Origin of the sequence: Caballeronia sp. LZ033 (assembly GCF_031451265.1) — a bacterium.
GTDB lineage: Bacteria > Pseudomonadota > Gammaproteobacteria > Burkholderiales > Burkholderiaceae > Caballeronia.
In genome coordinates, this window is record NZ_JARUXQ010000002.1 from 760,846 (window position 1) to 781,511 (window position 20,666).

Consider the following 20,666-nt stretch of genomic DNA (forward strand, 5'->3'; position numbering starts at 1 on the left):
CATGTTCGATCTCATTCTGCGCGGCGCGATGCTCGTCGATGCCAACGGCGAGCGTTATGCGGACATTGCCATCGTCGGTCACAGGATCGCCGCGTTGCTCGCACCGGATACGCCGGCCGAGACGCATGTAACCCGCGACGTGCACGGACTCGTGGTGCTGCCCGGTTTCGTCGATACCCATGTCCACCTGTGCGATCCCGGCTACACGCACAAGGAGGACTTCGAGTCGGGCACGCGCGCAGCCGCGCTTGGCGGTGTGACGACGCTGCTCGACATGCCGACAGACTCGCCGATCACGACGCACGCCGCCGAACTGCGCGAGAAGATGGCGCTGGCGAGCGGCCGTATTCATGTCGATGTAGGCTTCCAGGTTGCGAAGCTGCGCGATCACCCGGCACTCGACGACGTGCGCGCGCTCGACCCCGTGTCGTTCGAACTGTTCATGACGGGCGTGCCGGAAGCGTATCGGCATGACACGCAGAAGACGCTCGTCGATTCGCTCACGGCGCTGAAACCGCTGAACACGCTGGCGTGTATTTCCCCGGGCGATCAAGCGTTACAAAGCGCGCCGCAAACGCACACCGGCAGAGCCGGCCTCGATGCGTTGCTCGCAAGCCGTCCGCCCGTCGCGGAAGCGGCGGGAATCGCCCATGCGGTCCTGGCGTCTGCGGCGACCGGCACGCGCGTGCATCTGCGGCAGGGGAATTCGAAGCTCGGCATCGACACATGGCGGCGCTTGCGTGATCTTGCGGATGTCAGCATCGAAACGACGCCGCAAGCCTTGCTGCTCACCGAAGACGCCTACAATGAACGGCGCAACTTCTTCAAGGCACTGCCGCCGCTGCGACCGGAAGGCGACCGCGCGGCGTTGCTGGAGGCGGTGCGGGAAGGGCTGATCGACATGATCGTGACCGATCACGCGCCGCATGCCCATGCGGAGAAAGCCGCGCATTACGACGATTTTCGCGACGTTCCGAGTGGCATGCCGGGCGTGCAGACCTTTGTTGCGACGATGCTGCATCTCGTTGACAAGGGCGATCTGACCTTGCGCGACCTGGCGAGGCTCTGCGCCTGCAATCCGGCACAACGGTTCGGTCTTGCGAAGACGAAGGGCCTGCTCGCGCCGGGATATGATGCGGACCTCCTGCTGCTCGACCCGAAGGGCTCGATGACCTTGCGTGACGGTGACCAGCGCTCAAAAGCGCGCTACACCCCGTTCGATGGCTTGCACGTGTCCTGGGCGCTGAAGGCGGTGTATCTGCGGGGCGCGCTGCTGGAGGAAACAGGTGCAGCGCGTGGCGTGGTGGTGACGGCGAGCGCCTGACTCTTACCTGAACAGACTGGAACAAACGATGCGAAGTGCTTTTCACATGGCTTATCACGTGCGCGATCTCGACAATGCGCGCGCATTCTACGGTGGATTGCTCGGTTGCGAGGAAGGCCGCAGCACAGATACATGGGTCGACTTCGATTTCTTCGGGCATCAGATTTCGCTGCATCTGGGCGAACCCTTCCCGGTCACCAACACGGGCCGTGTGGGCGACCACATGGTGCCGATGCCGCATCTCGGACTCGTACTTGAAATGCCCGACTGGCGTACGCTCGCCGACCGTCTGCGCGCCGGCGGAGTGGACTTCGTGATCGCCCCGACACTGCGATTCGAAGGCCAGCCCGGCGAACAGGCCACGATGTTCTTCCTCGATCCGAGCGGCAATCCGATCGAGGTGAAGGGGTTCAGGAGCCTCGACAGTCTCTACGCCAGGTAATGGCGTTCTTTTCAGCGTGCTGAAGACCGCGCGGGCTCAAACGTACCGCTTCCCCGCCGCGAGCAGCTCCGGCGTGCCGATCAGCTCGTTCAACTGGTCGAACGTCAGCATCTCCGGCCACATCGGTTCAGTCGTTCCGTGCTTCAGCAGACTCGCGTAGTACCCTTGCAGCCCGTGCGCCACGAAGCGGGCCGTACCGCCCGGAAAGATGACGATGCGATAGCCCCGCTGCCGCAATTCCTCGACGCTTCGCACCGGCGTCTTGCCGCCTTCCACCATGTTCGCCAGCAGCGGCACCCTTTCGCCGAAGCGCCGGCACACGATGTCCATCTGCTCCACCGTATGAACGGCTTCGACGAACAGCGCATCGACGCCGCACTCAAGATAAGCCTCGGCGCGCTCCATGGCCGCGTCGAAGCCTTCGACCGCGATGGCGTCGGTGCGTGCGAGGATCAGCGTGTCCGATGAGTGGCGCGCATCGAGCGCGGCGCGCAGCTTGCCGCACATCTCGGCCGACGACACCAGGGTCTTGTCCGCCAGGTGACCGCAGCGCTTGGGAAAGCCCTGGTCTTCGAGCTGGATCATGGCCGCGCCCGCACGCTCGAAGTCGCGCACGGTGCGCTGCGTGTTCAGCGCGTTGCCGAAGCCCGTATCGCCATCGACGATGACCGGCGTGCGCACCCGGTCGGTGATGCGCCACAGCGTGTCGACTGCTTCCTTGGCCGTCGTGAGGCCGACATCAGAGCGCCCGAGCGAAGTATACGCGACCGCTCCGCCCGACAGATACAGCGCCTGAAATCCGGCCTGTTCCGCGATGAGCGCGGTAAGCGCATCGTAGATGCCGGGTGCGAGCACGGTTTCGCCCGCAGCGAGACGGCGCTTCAAGGCACCGGACGGCGACGCGTCCTCATGCGGCGACATGGGCATCTCCCTCCGCTGTCGACGTGTCTGGCACGGATCCGTCGAGACCGGGCTTGAGCAGCATGTGCATGCGTTCGGCCTGGCGTTTCTCGAAGCGGACGAAAGCCTCGGTGATATAGCTGCCACGGACGCCGCCGCGCACCGAACCGGGACGCGCGTCGCCGAAGTAATACTCCCATTCGGGCGGCAGCGGCGCGGAATCGGGCACCGACATCCACAGGCGCAGCAAATGGCGACGCCGCGCCTCGTCTTCGAAGTCCTCGAACTCCGTGCGCGAATGCAGCATCACGTAGTTGTTCAGCAATTGCAGATCGCCCTGTTCGAGCCACATGGAAAAGCACAGGCGCGGATCGGCGGCAAGCTCATCCAGCAAGTCGAGCGCCTCGGTCAGTTTGGGCGTGAGGCGCGGCACTTCCGGAAAATCCGCCTGCGCCGCGTTGGTGTTCTTCCGATTGGCGCGCAACGCGAAGTGATCCGTCAGCGAACCGATCACCGGGCAGTTGTAGAAACCCGGCCGGCCGGGCGCCTGCGTGCCCTGATAGCTGTGATAGACAGGTCCCTTCAATGCATCGATCAATTCCGGCCGGCGCTTGCGGATCTCCTCGACCAATGCGAACGAACTCGTGATCTTGCTCTGCCCGCCCGACTTGGCCTCATGAAGACAGAGCAGGGCGACGACATCGCATGAGTCCGCGTGGAAGTCGAGCGCCGCGTTGGTGTTGTAGCCACGGCCGTTCTTCGACTTGTAGGTCGCGCCCGAATCGCGGACATCGTTCATGATCTCGCTGGCGCGATTCTGCGTGCGCGCGACGCCGACGTGCAAGCCGAGTCCCCAATAAGCGAGCTTGGCTTCTTCCACGGACCACTTGTGGACCGGGAAGCCTTTCAGCAGGCACATGCCGAAGCGTTGCTGCGTGGCACGGAACGCGCGATGCAGAATCTCGGCGGATGCGGGTTCGAGCGGAAAGTCTTCCGATGTCATGTCGAGCAGCGGCTTGCCGAGCGCTTTGGCATGACGCATGGCACGGTCGAAGCCCTCCGCGGCTTCGTCGCTCATGCGCAGGGTCCACGACGTGTCGCGTTCGAGGTCCGCGCTGTACCAGATTTTTGGCTTCACCGATGCTTCGCTCATGCTTATCTCCTTGTCGCAGGGATAGAGTCCCTTTGACTGCAAGGATAGAGCAACGCTTCGTAAGATAAAATGGAGTTTTGCTGACGAAACTCGACAAAAAATCTGATGAAGATCGAAATCTTCAATACCCTGCAGGCTGTGCTGGACGTCGGGTCGCTCGCGGGCGCGGCCAAGAACCTGCATCTGACACCGAGCGCGGTCAGCATGCAGATGAAGCAGCTGGAGGCCTACGTGGGCCGTCAGCTGTTCGATCGGTCGGGGCTGGAAGTGCGCCCGCTGCCTGCTGCGTACGAGTTGTCGGAGTTGCTGCACGGCATGCTGTCGCGGCTCGATGCGTTCCGCCGTCAGCCCAGCTTTCAGGTTGAAGGCCATGTGCAGCTCGGCATGCTCGAATCGATGCTGCCCGTCGTGCTGCCCGAACTGCTCAAGCGGCTGAAGACACGCTATCCGCTTCTGCATCTTCAGACGAGGCGCGGCAAAAGCATCGAGCTGACCAATGCAGTCAAGGCAGGCGATCTCGATGCAGCAGTAGTCGCGCAGCCCGAGCGCGGCTTGTCTCGGCTGCACTGGCAGCCGCTGATCAAACGCGGGCTGACCCTGATGGTGCCGCCGCAGGAACGCGAGCGCTCGCTGGGCGCACTGCTCAAACGCTACGAGTGGATCCGCTACGACCGCAACACCATCTCCGGCGCGATGGCCGCCAAGTATATCCAGCAGCGCTTCGGCGGCAAGCCGGCGGGAGATCTGGAGTTCGACAGCGTCCGTGCGATTGCGCCGCTGGTCAGCGCGGGGCTAGGGATTTCCCTTGTGCCGCTGATGGAGCCGGCCATCTGCACGCTCTATCCCGTCACGGTCATCGCGTTGCGCGATGCGCCTGTGCTCCAGTTCTCGCTGGTCACGCGCAAGACGGACGTCGAGAGCCGGCAGTTGATCGCACTGCAGGAAATCCTGCTGGCCGCCACGCGCGCCGCTGACAGGGATGCCGCCTCGGACAAGCCTTGAGCCTCTCTGCAGGCGCCGTCGCTAAGTCAAAAAAATTGACGTGAAATCTAACGATTATTCAATAAAAGTTTTTGCGGGAGCACCTTAATATGGCGTGAAAGCCTCGCAAGCGGACCGGGTGGGGCGCCCGTCATCGCCGTTTGTCTTGAACGGTAGCAATGATGAGCGACACAGAGAGCGATTCCACGAGAACGCCCGCCAGGTTCCGACGGCCAAAAAAGGAGACGTTTCTTGAGCCAATCCCCTACGCTGCGCGCCCATTCCGGCGCTCGCCTCGACCGGCTGCCGATCGGCCGGTTCCATTGGAATCTCGTGGGCATGATCGGGGCTGGCCTGTTTCTCGACGCGTTCGATATCTACCTGCAAAGCGGCGTGCTGGCGACGCTCGTCAAGGGCGGCTGGTCGACGCTGCAAAGCAACGCGGCCTTCATCTCCAGTACCTTGATCGGCATGTGGCTGGGATCGCTGATCGGCGGCTATATCGGCGACCGCTATGGGCGGCGCATGGCCTACCAGTTCAATCTCGCGGTCTTCGGGCTGGCCTCGATCGCCGCCGTGTTCGCGCCGAACATGACGGTGCTGATCGCGCTGCGCTTCGTGATGGGCGTCGGCCTTGGCGCCGAGCTGATCATCGGCTATGCGACGCTCGGCGAATTCGTGCCGAGTCTCGCGCGCGGGCGTTTCGGCGCCATCCTCGCCTTGCTCACCAACCTGTCCGTGACGGCCACCGGGATCATCGGCTACTGGGCCATTCCCGCGCTCGGCTGGCGCTCGATGTTCGCGCTCGTCGGCCTGGGCGCCATCGGCATCTGGTTCATGCGCAAGTCGATGCCCGAATCGCCGCGCTGGCTCGAGGCGCAAGGTCGACACGAAGAAGCGGACGCGTTGTTGCGGTCCATTGAAGCGCGTTTTCCGGAACTTCCGGCGTGGGACAGCGTGTCGTTTTCCGTGACGGCGGCAGCGAGCGAGGCCGCGCCGGTCGCGGCAAAACCCGGCTATCGCGAACTGTTCCGCCAGCCGCTGCTGTCGCGGACCGTGCTGACGATGATCATGTCGGCGGTGAACATGTCGGTGCTCTACGGACTGATCGCCTGGTTCCCGACCTTTCTCGTCAAGCAGGGCATCGCGGTCACGTCGACGCTCGGCTACACGGCGGTCATGGGCATCGGCACGCCGGTTGGCTGCCTGATCGGCATGGCGCTGACGGACCGCATCGGACGCCGCGTGAGCATTGTCTGCGTGCTGGTGCTCGAAGCAGTGGCCACGGCGCTCTATCCGATGGTTCACTCGCCGGCCGAACTGATGGCGACGGGCGCCGTCATCATGATGTGTTCGTCCTGCATCACGTCGCTGGCGTTCGCGGTCTATATCCCGGAACTCTTTCCGACCGAGTTGCGGATGCGCGGGTCATCGCTGTCCGCCGCCGTGGGACGTCTTGCATCGGCGGGTGCGCAGGGCGGCATCGTGATGATTTTCGGCATGGGCGGGATCTTCGGCGTGACCAATTTCCTGATCGGTCTGATCGTGCTGCAGGTACTCGCGTTGCTCGCGCTCGGTGTGAACACGCGAGCCCAAACGCTGGAGGACATCGAGCCGAAGGATGCGCCTCACGCGGAACCGGCGTCGGCCTTGCATGGCCGCGGCGCGAGCCTGTCTCAAGCCGATTGAAAAGAGAGATGCGCCATCACGATGATGGCGCATCTCCCCAACACCACGTCCAGCGGATCATGGCTCGACCGTCAACGGCGGTCCGAGAAACTCGATGTCCCACTTCGCACCCAGCCTCGCAAGCGTGTCCGGGGCCGGAATGCCGCGCGCCATGACGTCGCGCAGTTCGCTGAAGAAACGGGTGGCGTCGAATCCTGGCGAGATCAGCACCAGCATGTGCGACGTGCCTTCGCTGATATTGATGAAGCGATGCGTGGTGCCGGCCCGCGCCGTCAGCGTCTCGCCTGCCTGCAGGATGCGCAGCACGCCATCCACTTCGAAGAGATAGCGTCCTTGCAGCACATGGAAGATTTCAGTTTCGTTCCGGTGCCGATGCAGCGGCGGGCCGAAGCCCGGTGCATCGCGTGTTTCGATGAGCGTCGCGCGCCCCTCCGTTTCCGAAGGCTCGATGCAGACCGACAGATCCAGCCCGATCGCAGGGATGTGAATGGCGCTATCCGCGATCGGATAATCGTCGATGAGGTGCGGCTTCATGATGTCGGTCCTTCGTCGATAGCGCATGCGTTCAATGATGGTCGAACAGGGCAATCTGCTTCGACTTGATCATCGAGCGGACCTTGGTCATGAACTTGGTCTGCGGGTCTTTCTGGCATTCCTGCGCGACGGTCGCGGCGACCGGCTGCATGGTATCGACGACCGTGGTTTCGGTGCCCGACACGCCGAGCTTGTCGACGCCCGCCACCCAGTAAACCAGCGCCGGCTTGTATGCGTCGTCAACCTGAACGAAGTCGGCGCACGTCATCTTGGCGGGAGCAATCTTTTCAGCTGCGTGGGCCATGCCGGACACGCCGACGGTGAGGACGCACAGGGCGGCTGCGAGGCTTTTTGCGAGGTTCATTTGGACATCCTTGATGGTGGTGAAGAGGTGAAGTTCGAGACTGCCTGCGCATCGTATCGGCGCAGACTTAGCCCGGAATTACCATCAAGGAAGGATGCCTGTGGAGATGAGTTCAAGGGCCGATTTCCGACGAGCTTGACCCGGAGGCGACGGGCGCACCGACGCAAGCCGCGAGATCAATCGAAGCACAAGCAATTTGTAAGAGCGTCGTCAAGATATCTTCAGCTATCCGGTACGTCACGATTGACACGAAATATTCCGCATACCGTACCGATCGCGGCGGTAATGGAACGATTAAAAATTCTTATTTACTGGTTATCCTGATCAAGAGATAGAGTAGTTATCTTGCGATAGCCATGAATTAACAGGTAATACCAAACAAGCATGTCGTAATCCTGTTTCGGTAGGGGAGGATGCGCATGACCGCAGGTTCGCGAAGCTTCGATTCCCCACGCGCCGGCCGCATGCGCACGCAATGGCGTCATGCCGCGCGCGCCACTTCAGGGTTCGTTGTCGTCGTATCGCTTGCGGCATGCATGATGGGCCCCGACTACCGCAAGCCCGAAGTACAGATTCCGCAAGGCTTCAAGGAAGGCGTCGACTGGCAGCGCGCAGACGCCAATCCGCAAGCCGCCATCGACAGCACCTGGTGGCGCATGTACCACGACGACACGCTCAACGGCCTCGTCGAGCAGGCGCTACAGGCGAATCAATCGATCGCGGTGGCGGAGGCGGCCTATCGCGTCGCGCTCGCGACCGTGGAGAGCAACCGGGCGGGGCTGTTCCCGATCGTCACGGCGGGGCTGTCGGGCGCGCGTTCGGGCGGCGCGATCCAGTCGGCGAGCGCGGGCCGCAGCGCGGGTTCATCGACCATCGCCGCGCCGGGCAACAGCGTGGTGGCGCTGGGTTCAGTCAGCTGGGAACTCGATCTGTGGGGCAGCGTGCGCAGGCAGATCGAGCAGGCGAAGGCCAATGCGCAGGCATCGGACGCACAGCTGGCCGGTGAGCGCCTGTCGATCGCGGCAAGCGTCGCCACCGACTACTTCGAACTGCGTCAGGCCGATTTCGATGTCCGGGCGCTGCAGGAGCAGCAGGACATCGACACGCGCCTCCTCGCGATGACCCAGGCCGCCTATCAGGCGGGCCAGGCGTCGAACGACGACCTGCTGTTGTCGTATCAGGAACTGGACACGGTGATTGCCCAGTTGCAGACGGTCGCCACGCGGCGCGAGCAGGACGAGCATGCGATCGCCGTGCTGACCGGCGTGCCGCCCGCGTCGCTCAGCATCGCTCCGGACCCCGACTACCATTTCATCGCCCCTGCGCTGCCTTCCTCGCTGCCGTCGGAACTGCTCGAGCGGCGCTATGACGTCGTCAGCGCCGAGCGCTCGGCGGCGGCGGCCAATGCGAGCATCGGCGTGGCCGAAGCCGCGTTCTTTCCGACCGTCTCGCTCTCGGCGGAAGGCGGCTTCGCGCACAACACCATCGCGCATCTGTTCACGGTGCCGAACCGCTTCTGGACCTTGGGGCCGGACATCGCGCAAACCATCTTCGACGGCGGCGCGCGCACGGCCGCAATGCACGAGGCCCGCGCGAACTACGACGAGAACGTCGCCAACTATCGCAACACGGTGCTGACGGCGTTCCAGAGTGTCGATGACAGTCTGTCCTCGATGAATCATCTGCGCGCACAGGAAGGCGCGTACGCGAAGGTGCTGGACAGCAACAGCCGCATCTTCGCGAGTCAGGAGGCGCAGTTCAAGGCGGGCGCGGCCAGCCAGCAAAGCGTGCTGACCCAGCGCCTCACGCTGATCCAGGCGCAACAGAGTCTGCGCGACACGCAGGCGCTGCTCGCGCAAAGCCACGTGTTGCTCGTGAAGAATCTCGGCGGCGGCTGGCAGCGCGCTGACGCCGACATGGCGTCGGCGGCATCGGCACCGGGCGTGGCCGCGCAACGGCCCGTCGCTTCATCGGATTGACAGTCGCACGCTGTATGACGCGCCACGCCTGAAACCCGGCTGCGCGCGAGCCGGTTGCAAGCAAAAACGGAGCTCTCATGAAGTCACGTCCCTGGCGCGTCTCGCTCTCGTATTTGTGTCTGATCGTCCTTGCCGCCTGCCACAAGAGCACGCCGCCGCCGCCACCGCCGCAGGTCTCGACGACGAAGGTGCACGCGCAGACGGTGCCGCTCGAACGCCGCTTCGTCGGCCGGCTGTCGCCGTACTACAGCGCGAACGTCACCGCGCGCGTGTCCGGCGTGCTGCTCAAGCGGAACTACGTGGAAGGCTCGCAGGTCCATGCGGGCCAGTTGCTGTTCGAGATCGATCCGACCTTTTATCGCGCGCAACTCAACAACGACCTCGCGGTGCTGGCCGAGGACCAGGCCACTTACACGAACGATCATGTGACCGCCTTGCGCAATCGCAAGCTGTTGCCCGTGGGATCGGTGTCGCAGCAGACGGTCGACAATTCGGATGCCGCCGAGCGCAGCGCGGCCGCCAAGATCAAGGCCGACGAGGCGCTGGTCCAGAGCGCGCGCGTGTCGCTCGACTACACGCGCGTGACCGCGCCGATCAGCGGCATCGCGGGGCAGCAGCAGGTCACGGCGGGCGCGGTGGTGGGCAGCAGCACGGCCGACAGCGGCGGCAACGGCACCTTGCTGACCACGATCCAGCAGATCGATCCGATGTACGTCAACTTCACGATCAGCGCGGCCGACCTGGCGACGCTGGAGCAGGCGCAGAACGGCGGCGGGATCGAACTGTCGCAACAGAACCAGACCACGGTGCGGATCGCGTTGCCGAACGGCGCGTCGTACGGCAGCGTGGCCCGGCTCGATTTCTCCGACGTGACCGTGAACTCGTCCACCGGTGCGGTCAATCTGCGCGCGCTGGTCGCGAACCCGAACCGGCGTCTCCTGCCCGGCATGTTCGTGTCGCTCACAGTGGACTTCGGCCGCCAGAACAATGTGTTCCTGATCCCGCAGCAGGCGCTGCTGCGCGACACCACGGGGGCCTACGTGCTCACGATCGGCGCGGACAGCAAGGCGGCGCGGCGCGATGTCGAGACGACCGACAGCCTCGGCGACAACTGGGTCGTGACGAAGGGGCTCAAGGACGGCGACGAGATCGTCGTCATCGGCGTGCAGATGGCGCACGTCGGGGCGCCGGTGAAGGCGGTCGCGTGGGAGCCGCCTGCGTCGGGACCGGGCGCGGCTTCGGCCGGCGCGGCGAAGTAGGAGAGCGCCCATGCCGAGTTTCTTCATCGACCGTCCCGTCTTCGCGTGGGTCATCGCGATCCTGCTGTCCCTGTTCGGCATTCTCTCGGTGCGGACCATGGGGATCGACTCGTATCCGGATATCGCGCCGCCGCAGGTGACCGTCACCGCGCAATACCCGGGCGCGAGCGCGCAGACGATGGAATCGACCGTCACGCAGGTGATCGAACAGCAGCTCACCGGTATCGACAACCTGCTGTACTTCAGTTCGACGTCGAGCGCCAACGGCCAGACGCAGATCATCCTCACCTTCGCGACCGGCACCAATCCGGATATCGCACAGGTGCAGGTGCAGAACAAGGTGACGCTCGCCGAACCGCTGTTGCCGTCGCAGGTCACGCAGCAAGGGGTGATCGTCGCGAAGTCGAGCCCGGACATCCTGCTGTTCATCGCGCTGCAATCCGAGAATGCGGCGATCGATGCAGGCCGGCTCTCCGACATTCTCGCGTCGCAGATCCAGCCGGTGATCGGCCGCGTGACCGGCGTGGGCAATACGACCCTGCTCGGTTCGGAATACGCGGTGCGCATCTGGCTCGACCCGGACAAGCTGCAGAGCTACGGTCTCTCGACGACGCAGGTGCTCAACGCCGTCACCGGACAGAACGCGCAGTTCGCGGCCGGCTCGCTCGGCGCCGATCCGGCGGTCAAGGGGCAGGTGTTCACCGCGACCGTGTCAGGCGACAGCCTGTTCTCGTCGCTGCAGCAGTTCCGCGACATCATCGTGGTGGCGAACAATAACGGCACCACAGTTAGGCTGAGCGATGTCGCGCGCATTTCGTTCGGCTCGCAGACCTATGGCCAGGCGCCGGTCTACAACGGCAAGCCCGCCGGCGGCCTCGCGGTGTTCCTGCTGCCGGGCGCGAATGCGCTGACGGTCGAAAAGGCGGTCAAGGCCTCGATGGACACGCTCGCGCGCGACTTGCCCGAAGGCGTCACGTGGAGCATCCCATACGACACCACGCCGTTCATCACGGCCTCCATCGCGGATGTGATCCGCACGCTGGTCGAGGCGATCGTGCTGGTGTTCTTCGTGATGCTGGTGTTTCTGCAGAACCTGCGCGCGACCATCATCCCGACGCTCGTGATTCCGGTGGCGCTGCTCGGCACCTTCATCGGTCTCGCGGCGCTGCACTACACGCTGAACCAGCTGACGCTGTTCGGCATGGTGCTGGCGATCGGGATCGTGGTGGACGATGCCATCGTCGTGATCGAGAATGTCGAGCGCATCATGACCGAGGAGAATCTGGAGCCACGCGCCGCGACCCGCAAGGCGATGCAGCAGATCACCGGCGCCATCATCGCGATCACCGTGGTGCTGTCCGCCGTGTTCATTCCGTCCGCGCTGCAGCCGGGCGCGACCGGCATCATCTATGCGCAGTTCGCGCTGACCATCGCGGTGTCGATGGGCTTTTCCGCATTTCTCGCGATGTCCTTCACGCCTTCGCTGTGCGCCGCGATCCTCAAGCCCGAGCATCAGGTCAGGAAGAACGCGTTCTATCGCTGGTTCGACCGGACCTTCGACTGGACCACCACCCACTACCTGAGCCATGCGGGCAAGGCAGTGCGGCATGCGCCGCGCTGGATGATCGGCTTCGTGCTGGTCGTGGTGCTGACGGGCTTTCTGTACACCCGGCTGCCCACCAGCTTCGTGCCCGATGAAGATCAAGGCTTCGCCCTCGCGCTCGTGAACCTGCCGTCCGGCTCCACGCTGGAGCGCACCAATCATGTCATGGGCGAACTGCGCGAGAAGCTTTTGCACAGCGCGGTCGGCAAGGACATCGTCGGCATCTTCCAGCCGGAAGGCTTCAGCTTCGTCGGTACGAGCGAGAACGTGGGGATGTCCTTCATCAAGCTGTCGGACTGGGACAAGCGCTCCCAGACCGCGATGCAGCTGATCCCGCAGTTCAACCGCATTCTGTCTTCCATTCCGGATGCGCAGATCTTCGTGGTGAACCTGCCGACCATTCGCGGCCTGAGCCAGTTCGGCGGTGTCGACATGTACTTGCAGGCACGCGCGGGACAGTCACGCGCAGAGCTTGCACAGGCGCAGGGCGTGCTGCTCGGGAGCGCGGCGAAGAGCCCGGTGCTGTTCGGCATCCGGCCCAACTCGCTGCCGTATGCGCCGCAACTGGATATCGCCGTGGACCGCACGCAGGCGCAGGCGATGGGCCTCTCGCTCTCGGATGTGTACCAGACGCTCGAGATGGAGCTCGCGCCGTTTTATATCAACCAGTTCACCTACGGCGGGCGCGTCAAGCGTGTCTACGTACAGGCCGATGCGCCGTTCCGCATGAGTCTCGATGCGCTTCAGCATCTGTACACGCCGAGCGTGTTCACTTCGACGGCTTCCGCCTCGAAGAGCGGCACGGTCACGACGGTGGCGTCGAATGGCTTCGTCACGCCGGTCGATCCGTCGCCGGCCAATACGTCGATCGCGCCTTACAACATGGTGCCGCTGGCGAGCGTGGTGAACGCGAAATGGGCCTTCGGGCCGACGGTGCTGCCGCGCTACAACGGCTTCTCGGCGATCGAGATCGTCGGCAACTCGGGGCCGGGCTATTCCACCGGACAGGCGATCGACACGCTCGACGATATCGTCAACCACCAGTTGCCACGCGGCTTCGCGGCCGACTGGACCGGACAGTCGTACCAGGAACTGCTGTCGGGCTCGTCGGCGACGACGCTGATGGCGCTGTCGATCGTCGTCGTCTTCCTGTGTCTCGCCGCGCTCTACGAGAGCTGGTCGATTCCGGTCTCGGTGCTGCTGGTCGTGCCGCTCGGCATGCTCGGCATGCTGGTGTTCTGTCTCGGCTTCAGCGTGCCGAACGATATCTACTTCAAGATCGGTCTTGTTACCGTGATCGGGCTGGCGGCGAAGAATGCGATCCTGATCGTCGAGTTCGCCGTGGAGGGGCAGCAAAAGGGCATGACGCTGCGCGATGCCGTGCTGACCGCGGCGCGACTGCGATTGCGGCCGATCCTGATGACGTCGATGGCGTTCATTCTCGGCGTGTTCCCGCTCGTGATCTCGTCGGGCGCGGGCGCGGCTTCGCGCCATGAGATCGGGACTGGCGTGATCGGCGGGATGTTGTTCGCGACCTTCCTCGGCCTGCTGCTGATTCCGGTGTTCTATGTCGTGGTGCGCCAGTTGCTCGGCGACAAGCTCGACGAGGTATCGCGCAAGATGCCGCATCACGGACAGAACGGCGGCCATGATGCCAGCGGACCTCCTGAAGGTACAGGCGAGGACAAGCCGGTGTAATGGCGACACCAGCAGCGGGGACGCGGCGGATGAAGAGAACGCGGCAACAGGCCCAGAGTACGCGCGACCAGATCCTCGATGCGGCCGAGCGCGTGTTCGCGGAGCGCGGCGTGTTTCATGCGACGCTGGAGGCGGTTGCGCTGCGCGCGGGCTTTACGCGCGGCGCGGTCTATGGGCATTTCCGCAACAAGGGTGATCTGTTCGTCGCGGTGACGAACCGCGTGAGCTTGCCGATGGAGTTGCTCGTCGCAGCCGCCGTCGATGCAGCCGAACCGGACCCGCTCGGCAAGATACGCGCGCTGCTCGTGTATTGCCTGGGCACGGTGGCGATCGAACCGCACAGCCGCCATGTGTTCGAAGTGCTGTTCACGAATTACGAGCACGCGCACAACATGGGCGATATGGATATCGTGTTCGAGCGTCAGCGCGATGCCGCCCGCAGGGGCCGCAAACAACTGGAGCGGGGGCTCATCAATGCCATCGCGCGCGGACAGTTGCCGCTCGAACTCGATACCGCGCGCGCTTCAAGCGTCGTGCATGCGTTTCTGGGCGGTGTGCTGCGCGACTGGCTGATGGATCAGGATTCCATCGAGCTGCCGCGCGATGCAGAATATCTGAGCGACGTGTGCATCGGGATGCTGCGAGATTCACCTTCGTTGCGACGCACGTCAACGACGTGAAAGGGCTGGGCGCTCCAAGCTCATCAACTCCGTCACCTCATCCCGGTCCTCAGCGGACAGCATCGGAATCGTCAGCCACTTCCCATCCGGATGCGCGCGGGCTTCCTCATGGATCGAAGCGTGTAGCTCCCCCGGATGATTATCGAACGACGGGCCCCCAAATTGATGCGCCTGACATAAATCGTTCAGCAAAATGTGAGAGGCGAGGGGCCGTGTTCCGTCGCCCTGTCAAGTCTTCGACACCTCGGCTGAATTCTTTTAGCCGGGCGGCAAGGGCGATCGTGACAAGCTGATCGAGCGGTTGTCATCGGGATGGGGAAAGCCGGGGCAGCTCAACGATCTTGCAGTGAGCGAGGCGTCGTGGATCCCAGCGATCATGCTCAGACTGACCTGGACCGCGGTGATGACCATCTCGCGCCGTCCCCCGATGCCGCTCACGATGCGTTCCAGATGGAAGTACACCGCCTTGAAGCAGGTCGTCATGCCTTCGCATGGCTTGCGGCCTGATGATGCGTTCGCACGTCTTCCACAGCCAGTTCTTGGAGCCCGAACTCGTCTTTCATGGCATCGAGTTCGGCTTCGTCGCGTCATTTGATCGACTGGATTTGCGCATTGCCGATCGCCGTGGCGCTGCCAGATTACTCGGTCGCGGAGTCATGAGAGATCCGGATGTATCGACCTTGCGGTCTGTTCAATGTTCATCGATCGAACTTGTGCAAGTCCTTGAAGATCAGTGGACCCCAGCTGTCTCCGAGCCCCTGGACCAGCAATCCGCCTTCTGCAAGCCCGCCGAGTTCGACCGGCGCAAAGCCGAGGCGCTCCGCAAGCGCGGCTATGTCCGCCGCGGCGCCGTCATCGTCGCTTGCCAGGAACACGACTCTTCTTCCACCGTGGACAGCCGGATCCTGTGCAAGGACCGAAGCCCCCAAGTGGTTGAAGCCCTTGACGAGTCGTCCGCCCGTGAAGGCCTGTGCAACGAACCTGGAAGGAGGCAGTCCTCCCAGTGCCTCGGGAGGCACGCCATAGGCATTGGTGACATCGACGATGGTCTTCCCTTGCCAGTTGGAAAGCGCTTTCGCGACATCGGCGTGCAAGCCGAAAGGGACCGCCAGAAAAATGATGTCCGCCTTGACGGCTTCCGCCAGCGTCCTGGGAACGATCCCGGGTCCGATCGCGGCGGCATCCGCTGCGAAGCTCGCCGGGTCGCGTGTGGTTGCAACGGATACATCGATGCCGCTTCGGGCGAACGCCCTGGCGAGGGCCTGGCCGATCTTGCCGAATCCAACAATTGCATAGCTCATGTTTTTTCCTTCGATATTGCGCGTCAGAGTTGCGCCAGGCCGCCGTCGACGGCGACTTCGCTGGCAGTCATGAAACTGCTGTCCGGCGACGCGAGAAAGGCCGCCGCAGCGGCAATCTCCGCCGGATCAGCCATACGTTGGAGCGGCGTCATCGAGGCAAAGACCTTCTGGCCTTCCTCGCCCAGCGCCTGCTTCGCGAGTTCGGTCGCCGTCGCGCCGGGAGACAGCACGTTGATCCGGATGCCGGTGCCCTTCAGGTCCTCCGCCCAGCTCCGCGCGAGGTTGCGCACGGCCGCCTTGCTCGCGCTGTAGGCGCTCATTGCGGGAGCGCCCGTGGTGCCCGCACTCGATCCGGTGAGGATGATCGAGCCGCCGTCGCGCATCAGCGGCAGCGCCTTCTGGACCGTCAGGATGGTCCCTTTCACATTGGTGTCGAACGTGTCGTCGATGTGCCGGGTCGTGATCTCGCCGAGCGGAAGCGGGCTGCCCGTCCCGGCATTGGCAAAGACGATGTCGAGTGTTCCGCGCTCGGCCTTCACCGCAGCGTAGAGGCGGTCGAGGTCGGCCGGATCGGAGACCGAGCCCCGCACTGCGTGGGCAGAGGGCCCGAGGTCGGCCACCGCTGCGTCGAGCGCTTCCTGCCGGCGGCCGAAGATGAAGACGAAGGCGCCTTCGTCGATGAATCGCTGTGCTGCGGCGCGGCCGATGCCGGTCGCACCGCCGGTGATCACGGCGGTCTTTCCTTTCAGTCTGTTCATGTCATGCGTTCTCAATGAAAAGCGACCACGCCATTCTGGAGCGTCCGGTGCATGAAGCCAATTCACTAAATATCTATAATTCCCATCTACTCTTTGGATACGTATGCTCGACAACGTCACCATCAACCAGCTGCGGACCTTCGTCGCCGTGTGTGACCACGGAAGCTTTTCCGGCGCTGCGCGGGAGCTGAGGCGTGCGCAGTCGGCGATCAGCCACGCGATCAGCGCGCTCGAGAGTGCCTTCGACTGCGTGCTGTTCGAGCGCAATGCTCGCAAGGCGACGCTCACGGCGGCGGGCCGCAGCCTCCTGCCTGACGCTCGTGCAGTGATCTCGCGCACCGAGGAGATGAAGATGCGCGCTGCTTCAATTGCTCAAGCAGGGATCCCGCAGGTCTCGATTGCCGTCGATACCTACTTTCCGCGTACGCACCTGATCAACTGCCTGCGCACCCTGCAGACGAACTTTCCAACCATCGCCATCAATCTGCGCATGACCACCATGCAGGGCGGCGAGCGTATGGTTCTCGAAGGGACGTGCGGGCTGGCGGTGACGATCGCGGATGTGCCGGAGCTGAGCCCGGACACCATCGAAAGGCAGCACTTATGCGAAACGCAGATGGTGACCGTCTGTGCGCCGTCGCATCCGCTGGCCGCCATCGCGGGATTGATTCCACGCGAGGAATTCGGCCGGCACATCCAGCTCGTCGTCACCGACAATCAGCCCGATGCGGAAAAGAGCCAGCAAGGGGTCGCGAGCGTGCGCCAGTGGTGGGTGAACGATCTCGGCGCGAAGCACGATCTGCTGCGGGGCAGTTTATGCTGGGGGCACATGCCGCATCATATGGTCGCAGACGATCTCGCGAATGGAACACTCGTCGAACTTCAACGGCGTGCATGGCATATGCGTCCGCTCACTTTCATGGTCTCGCAGCGGCGCGGATACTCGCTTTCCGAATGCGAGATCCGGCTGGTCGAGAGTCTTGGCGATGCTCGGCGGTTGCCGAAGGTGGCCCGACCGCGCGCCGTTTCACGCAGAGGTAAAGCATGAAGTCCACACTGCAGCCCCTGCCCAAAGTCATTCAGTCAAGCGCGGATCGAGGATGGAATGCGCTGTCAGCCGCGCTGGTGCACATGCCACGCGGCTTGTCGCGCGTGCGGGGCGTCGACGTTCACACGTTGGCCATGCACTTCGGTCCGCCTGTCAACGCCGACTGTTCTTGCCGTCGTCGACGGCGGGCGTGGCGGGCGGGCTGTTGTCGTCATTGCTGCCGCAGGCGGCAAGCAGGGCCGTCGAGGTCAGGGCCACAGCCAGCAGCGCGTTGCGTTCCGTCGTCATTCCAGGTTCTCCACTCGTTGTCGTCGAAGCAGAGAGACTACGAAAGCTTTGTGACAGGAGACCGACAGCATCAGGTGATTTTTTGCGGCGGGCTCCCTGCGTAGCGGTCGCCCGACGGGTCGCCCGACGTCGGCTAAGTCACCTGATCGGCTTGTGCGGAGCGTATCTCGGCCGTCTGCCTCTGCGCGGCGAGCGCGAACCGCGCCAATATCGCCGCGAGCACCAGCAAGCCGCCCAGCCCGTATAGCACGATCGAAAAGTCGTACCCCGACTTGCGCGCGATGCCGATCACCCACGGCACGATGATCCCCGAGAACTGCGCCACGCTGTTGATGACAGCGACGCCCGTGGCGAGCGCGGTGCCGGTCAGGTACAGGCCGGGAATGGTCCACAACACGACGAGCGAGCCGAGAATGCCCGCCGCACCGAGCGCGAGACCGATCACGGTGAGCGAAGAAGAGCCGCTGTACGCGCCGCACAGCATGAGCCCGAACGCGCCCACGAGACTCTAAATCGCCAGGTGCACATGGCGCTGGCCGCCGCGATCCGAGAAGCGCGCCCAGCCCCTCATGCCGGTCGCGCCCACGAGATAGATCGCGGAGGTGAGCCAGCCGACGGTCGTATTGTCGGGGAACTTGAGCTTGAGGAGCTGTGGCATCCAGAAGCCCAGTCCGTAGATGCCGGAGGCGAGCAGCAACAGCACCATGCTGAGAATGCCGACCGCCTGCCAGCTGCGCATCGGCGCGTCCGTTCCGGTGCGTGTCCTGACGTTCTCGCGTTCGCGTTCGAGCGTGGTCTCGATCAGCTGCGCTTCGTCCGCACTGAGCCAGCGCGCCTCCGCGGGGCGATCGGGAAGCAGGCGAAGGCACAGCAGCCCGAGGATCACGGCGGGAATGCCTTCGAGTATGAACATCCACTGCCAGCCCGCGAGGCTGCCCGTGTTCATGTGCGCGAGGATGAACGTGGACACCGGCGCGCCGATCACGCTCGACAGCGGCAGCGACACGAAGAATGCCCCGGTGATGCGGCCCTTGTGATGCTGGGTGAACCACTTGCTGATGTAGTAGATCACGCCCGGGAAAAAGCCTGCTTCCGCGACGCCCAGCAGGAAGCGCATGACATAGAAGCTCGTCGGCCCCGACACGAAGGCCATGCACGCCGACAACGCGCCCCACGTCACGAGGATCCGCGCGATCCAGCGGCGCGCGCCGAAGCGCGCCAGCATCAGGTTGCTCGGCACTTCGAAGAGCAGATAGCCCACGAAGAAAATGCTCGCCCCCGCGCCGTACACCGCGGATGAAAATTTCAGGTCTTCGTTCATCGTCAACGCGGCGAAGCTGATGTTGACGCGATCGAGATAGGACACGAAGTACAAAAGGCAGAGGAACGGGACGAGCCGCCACATCGCGCGGGACATCAGCCGGTCGGTATCGTGGTCTTGTGCTGACGGGTTCACGGTGATCTCCAGTCGGTAGGCGGAGCTTGCGCGCTTACATCAGTCCGGCGGTCGAAAAGCGGTAGAGCGCGTCGTTGCGCAATGAGCCGAGGAAGGCCAGTTCGTGCTCGAGCGAAAACGTGATGCTGGTCACATGGCGCAGGTTCTTCGACGCGACCTGATAGAAGTGCGAGCGACGGAAATCGTTGGCGCGGTAGGCGGCTTCGGTGATCTCGATCGACTTTTCGTCCGCATCCTCGAGCACCGGAACCTGCTCGCCGCTCGCCAGCACCTTGATCACACGGTTCGAGATCGGCGAGGTGATCCAGATCGCGCCGGACGGGTCGATCTCCATGCCGTCGGGCCAGGAGCCGTCGCCGAATGCGGTCACGGCGGTGCGGTTCGACAGCGTGCCGTCGCCCGCGAGATCGAAGCGCAACAGACGGCGGCCAATGGTTTCGTTGACGTAGAACGCGCGGCCCGTCGCATCGATGCGGCATTCGTTGGTCCACGAAATACCATCGGCGACGATGCGGCCTTGTCCTTTCTGATCGACCATCGCGACAAAGCCGGACGGTCGGTGACGATCGAAGCGGAACTCCGGATCGTGGCAATCGGCCGCCGTGCTGCTGACGCAGATCCACAGGCGGTCATCGCGATCGGCGTATGCAAAATTCGTGCTCGGCAGGCGCACGCCGTCGATTTCCTCGATCAGCGGCCGCACCTGGCCTTCGCCATCGATCCGCCACACGCCGCCCGCATGGCCGACATTGGCGAACACGATGCTGCCGTCGCGCCGTATCGAAATGCCGTTCGGACGCACGCCTTCGGGCAGCGCTTCCGGTTGACAGAGAAAGCGCGTCGCGCCGTCGAGCGTGGTGACGGCCACGGTGCCGACGGCATCGCACGAATACAGGCGGCCGTTCCAGCAACGCACGCTCTCGGGGCGGGTGAGGCCGGAACCCAGGGTCGAGACGGAATCGATGTTCAGGGCGGCAACAGGGGTCATGTCGGTGCGTCTCCTCGAATGAGCGTGAATACGCGATGCACGGCGGCATCGCCGGAAATCAGGCGCAGAAATGCGAAGGGAAGCGGACGCGGGACCTAGCCGGATGCCATACGGCCGAAAGAGGGCTTCATGAAGTGTCTCCGCTATTTTTTATATTCGATCCAGCTTAATCACTTGCGCCGCGTGCATCCGGCGCATTTGACGAGTCTCCCATGCCGAAA

The 20,666-nt window shown here is 63.7% G+C and carries 20 protein-coding genes; 9 read left to right on the forward strand and 11 right to left on the reverse strand.

Going from position 1 to position 20,666, the window contains the following annotated elements:
- Nucleotide 1 precedes the first annotated feature (1 nt).
- Nucleotides 2–1,324, forward strand: a complete 1,323-nt coding sequence (locus QCE62_RS18995) for a dihydroorotase family protein (protein ID WP_309921684.1) — start codon at nt 2–4, stop codon at nt 1,322–1,324.
- Between the two features lie 28 nt (nt 1,325–1,352).
- Nucleotides 1,353–1,766 (forward strand): VOC family protein, encoded by a 414-nt coding sequence (locus tag QCE62_RS19000; protein WP_309921687.1) that lies wholly within the window; start codon nt 1,353–1,355, stop codon nt 1,764–1,766.
- 36 nt (nt 1,767–1,802) lie between these two features.
- Here the strand turns inward: QCE62_RS19000 and QCE62_RS19005 are convergent, their stop codons facing one another.
- Both QCE62_RS19005 and QCE62_RS19010 read right to left on the reverse strand, forming a co-directional pair.
- The gene (locus tag QCE62_RS19005) at nt 1,803–2,687 is read right to left on the reverse strand and encodes an isocitrate lyase/phosphoenolpyruvate mutase family protein (protein WP_309921690.1); all 885 of its coding nucleotides are present in this window, start codon (nt 2,685–2,687) and stop codon (nt 1,803–1,805) included.
- Nucleotides 2,674–3,819, reverse strand: a complete 1,146-nt coding sequence (locus QCE62_RS19010) for a TauD/TfdA family dioxygenase (protein ID WP_309921693.1) — start codon at nt 3,817–3,819, stop codon at nt 2,674–2,676. The genes QCE62_RS19005 and QCE62_RS19010 overlap by 14 nt, the downstream gene beginning before the upstream one ends.
- Nucleotides 3,820–3,924: 105 nt before the next feature.
- On the opposite strand from QCE62_RS19010, the gene QCE62_RS19015 reads away from it, so the two are divergent.
- Nucleotides 3,925–4,821, forward strand: coding sequence for a LysR family transcriptional regulator (locus QCE62_RS19015; RefSeq protein ID WP_309813674.1), 897 nt, complete (start codon nt 3,925–3,927; stop codon nt 4,819–4,821).
- Nucleotides 4,822–5,052: 231 nt separating this feature from the next.
- On the forward strand, nt 5,053–6,489 hold the full coding sequence (locus tag QCE62_RS19020; RefSeq protein ID WP_309921695.1) for an MFS transporter: 1,437 nt from the start codon (nt 5,053–5,055) through the stop codon (nt 6,487–6,489).
- 57 nt (nt 6,490–6,546) lie between these two features.
- Here the strand turns inward: QCE62_RS19020 and QCE62_RS19025 are convergent, their stop codons facing one another.
- Together QCE62_RS19025 and QCE62_RS19030 are read right to left on the reverse strand one after the other, a co-directional pair.
- Nucleotides 6,547–7,023 carry a cupin domain-containing protein gene (locus tag QCE62_RS19025; RefSeq protein WP_309921697.1) on the reverse strand — a complete coding sequence of 159 codons (477 nt, stop codon included), beginning with the start codon at nt 7,021–7,023 and terminating at the stop codon, nt 6,547–6,549.
- A 31-nt stretch (nt 7,024–7,054) separates the two neighbouring features.
- The gene (locus tag QCE62_RS19030) at nt 7,055–7,387 is read right to left on the reverse strand and encodes an HdeA/HdeB family chaperone (RefSeq protein WP_309921700.1); all 333 of its coding nucleotides are present in this window, start codon (nt 7,385–7,387) and stop codon (nt 7,055–7,057) included.
- A 419-nt stretch (nt 7,388–7,806) separates the two neighbouring features.
- On the opposite strand from QCE62_RS19030, the gene QCE62_RS19035 reads away from it, so the two are divergent.
- The 4 genes from QCE62_RS19035 (at nt 7,807) to QCE62_RS19050 (ending at nt 14,606) form a co-directional block, all read left to right on the forward strand.
- The gene (locus tag QCE62_RS19035; RefSeq protein WP_309921702.1) at nt 7,807–9,366 is read left to right on the forward strand and encodes an efflux transporter outer membrane subunit; all 1,560 of its coding nucleotides are present in this window, start codon (nt 7,807–7,809) and stop codon (nt 9,364–9,366) included.
- A gap of 77 nt (nt 9,367–9,443) precedes the next feature.
- Complete coding sequence (locus QCE62_RS19040; RefSeq protein ID WP_309921705.1) at nt 9,444–10,625, forward strand: efflux RND transporter periplasmic adaptor subunit; 1,182 nt, start codon at nt 9,444–9,446, stop codon at nt 10,623–10,625.
- Between the two features lie 10 nt (nt 10,626–10,635).
- Nucleotides 10,636–13,926 carry an efflux RND transporter permease subunit gene (locus QCE62_RS19045; RefSeq protein WP_309921707.1) on the forward strand — a complete coding sequence of 1,097 codons (3,291 nt, stop codon included), beginning with the start codon at nt 10,636–10,638 and terminating at the stop codon, nt 13,924–13,926.
- A gap of 29 nt (nt 13,927–13,955) precedes the next feature.
- On the forward strand, nt 13,956–14,606 hold the full coding sequence (locus tag QCE62_RS19050) for a TetR family transcriptional regulator (RefSeq protein WP_309921710.1): 651 nt from the start codon (nt 13,956–13,958) through the stop codon (nt 14,604–14,606).
- A 258-nt stretch (nt 14,607–14,864) separates the two neighbouring features.
- On the opposite strand, the gene QCE62_RS19055 is transcribed toward QCE62_RS19050, so the two are convergent.
- From QCE62_RS19055 to QCE62_RS19065, 3 genes are all read right to left on the reverse strand, one after another.
- Nucleotides 14,865–15,089 (reverse strand): hypothetical protein, encoded by a 225-nt coding sequence (locus tag QCE62_RS19055; protein WP_309921713.1) that lies wholly within the window; start codon nt 15,087–15,089, stop codon nt 14,865–14,867.
- A gap of 215 nt (nt 15,090–15,304) precedes the next feature.
- Nucleotides 15,305–15,922, reverse strand: a complete 618-nt coding sequence (locus QCE62_RS19060; protein ID WP_404987407.1) for an NADPH-dependent F420 reductase — start codon at nt 15,920–15,922, stop codon at nt 15,305–15,307.
- A gap of 8 nt (nt 15,923–15,930) precedes the next feature.
- Nucleotides 15,931–16,665, reverse strand: a complete 735-nt coding sequence (locus QCE62_RS19065) for an SDR family oxidoreductase (protein ID WP_309921716.1) — start codon at nt 16,663–16,665, stop codon at nt 15,931–15,933.
- 103 nt (nt 16,666–16,768) lie between these two features.
- On the opposite strand from QCE62_RS19065, the gene QCE62_RS19070 reads away from it, so the two are divergent.
- The gene (locus QCE62_RS19070; protein WP_309921719.1) at nt 16,769–17,713 is read left to right on the forward strand and encodes a LysR family transcriptional regulator; all 945 of its coding nucleotides are present in this window, start codon (nt 16,769–16,771) and stop codon (nt 17,711–17,713) included.
- Between the two features lie 153 nt (nt 17,714–17,866).
- Here QCE62_RS19070 and QCE62_RS19075 read toward each other — a convergent pair whose 3' ends face one another.
- The 4 genes from QCE62_RS19075 to QCE62_RS19090 form a co-directional block, all read right to left on the reverse strand.
- Entirely contained in the window at nt 17,867–18,001 is a 135-nt protein-coding gene (locus tag QCE62_RS19075; protein WP_309921722.1) for a hypothetical protein, read from the reverse strand.
- 133 nt (nt 18,002–18,134) lie between these two features.
- Entirely contained in the window at nt 18,135–18,503 is a 369-nt protein-coding gene (locus tag QCE62_RS19080) for a hypothetical protein (protein WP_309921725.1), read from the reverse strand.
- 6 nt (nt 18,504–18,509) lie between these two features.
- Nucleotides 18,510–19,457: an MFS transporter gene (locus tag QCE62_RS19085; RefSeq protein ID WP_309921728.1), complete on the reverse strand. Its 948-nt coding sequence runs from the start codon at nt 19,455–19,457 to the stop codon at nt 18,510–18,512.
- 34 nt (nt 19,458–19,491) lie between these two features.
- Nucleotides 19,492–20,445 (reverse strand): SMP-30/gluconolactonase/LRE family protein, encoded by a 954-nt coding sequence (locus QCE62_RS19090; protein ID WP_309921731.1) that lies wholly within the window; start codon nt 20,443–20,445, stop codon nt 19,492–19,494.
- Between the last annotated feature and the right edge of the window lie 221 nt (nt 20,446–20,666).

What these genes read in the sequence shown, in the direction of transcription:
- QCE62_RS18995 (WP_309921684.1), top strand. Translation starts at nt 2, where the DNA reads ATGTTCGATCTCATTCTGCGCGGCGCGATGCTCGTCGATGCCAACGGC.
- QCE62_RS19000 (WP_309921687.1), top strand. Translation starts at nt 1,353, where the DNA reads ATGCGAAGTGCTTTTCACATGGCTTATCACGTGCGCGATCTCGACAAT.
- QCE62_RS19005 (WP_309921690.1), bottom strand. Translation starts at nt 2,687, where the DNA reads ATGTCGCCGCATGAGGACGCGTCGCCGTCCGGTGCCTTGAAGCGCCGT.
- QCE62_RS19010 (WP_309921693.1), bottom strand. Translation starts at nt 3,819, where the DNA reads ATGAGCGAAGCATCGGTGAAGCCAAAAATCTGGTACAGCGCGGACCTC.
- QCE62_RS19015 (WP_309813674.1), top strand. Translation starts at nt 3,925, where the DNA reads ATGAAGATCGAAATCTTCAATACCCTGCAGGCTGTGCTGGACGTCGGG.
- QCE62_RS19025 (WP_309921697.1), bottom strand. Translation starts at nt 7,023, where the DNA reads ATGAAGCCGCACCTCATCGACGATTATCCGATCGCGGATAGCGCCATT.
- QCE62_RS19030 (WP_309921700.1), bottom strand. Translation starts at nt 7,387, where the DNA reads ATGAACCTCGCAAAAAGCCTCGCAGCCGCCCTGTGCGTCCTCACCGTC.
- QCE62_RS19035 (WP_309921702.1), top strand. Translation starts at nt 7,807, where the DNA reads ATGACCGCAGGTTCGCGAAGCTTCGATTCCCCACGCGCCGGCCGCATG.
- QCE62_RS19040 (WP_309921705.1), top strand. Translation starts at nt 9,444, where the DNA reads ATGAAGTCACGTCCCTGGCGCGTCTCGCTCTCGTATTTGTGTCTGATC.
- QCE62_RS19045 (WP_309921707.1), top strand. Translation starts at nt 10,636, where the DNA reads ATGCCGAGTTTCTTCATCGACCGTCCCGTCTTCGCGTGGGTCATCGCG.
- QCE62_RS19050 (WP_309921710.1), top strand. Translation starts at nt 13,956, where the DNA reads ATGAAGAGAACGCGGCAACAGGCCCAGAGTACGCGCGACCAGATCCTC.
- QCE62_RS19055 (WP_309921713.1), bottom strand. Translation starts at nt 15,089, where the DNA reads ATGACGACCTGCTTCAAGGCGGTGTACTTCCATCTGGAACGCATCGTG.
- QCE62_RS19065 (WP_309921716.1), bottom strand. Translation starts at nt 16,665, where the DNA reads ATGAACAGACTGAAAGGAAAGACCGCCGTGATCACCGGCGGTGCGACC.
- QCE62_RS19070 (WP_309921719.1), top strand. Translation starts at nt 16,769, where the DNA reads ATGCTCGACAACGTCACCATCAACCAGCTGCGGACCTTCGTCGCCGTG.
- QCE62_RS19075 (WP_309921722.1), bottom strand. Translation starts at nt 18,001, where the DNA reads ATGACGACGGAACGCAACGCGCTGCTGGCTGTGGCCCTGACCTCGACG.
- QCE62_RS19090 (WP_309921731.1), bottom strand. Translation starts at nt 20,445, where the DNA reads ATGACCCCTGTTGCCGCCCTGAACATCGATTCCGTCTCGACCCTGGGT.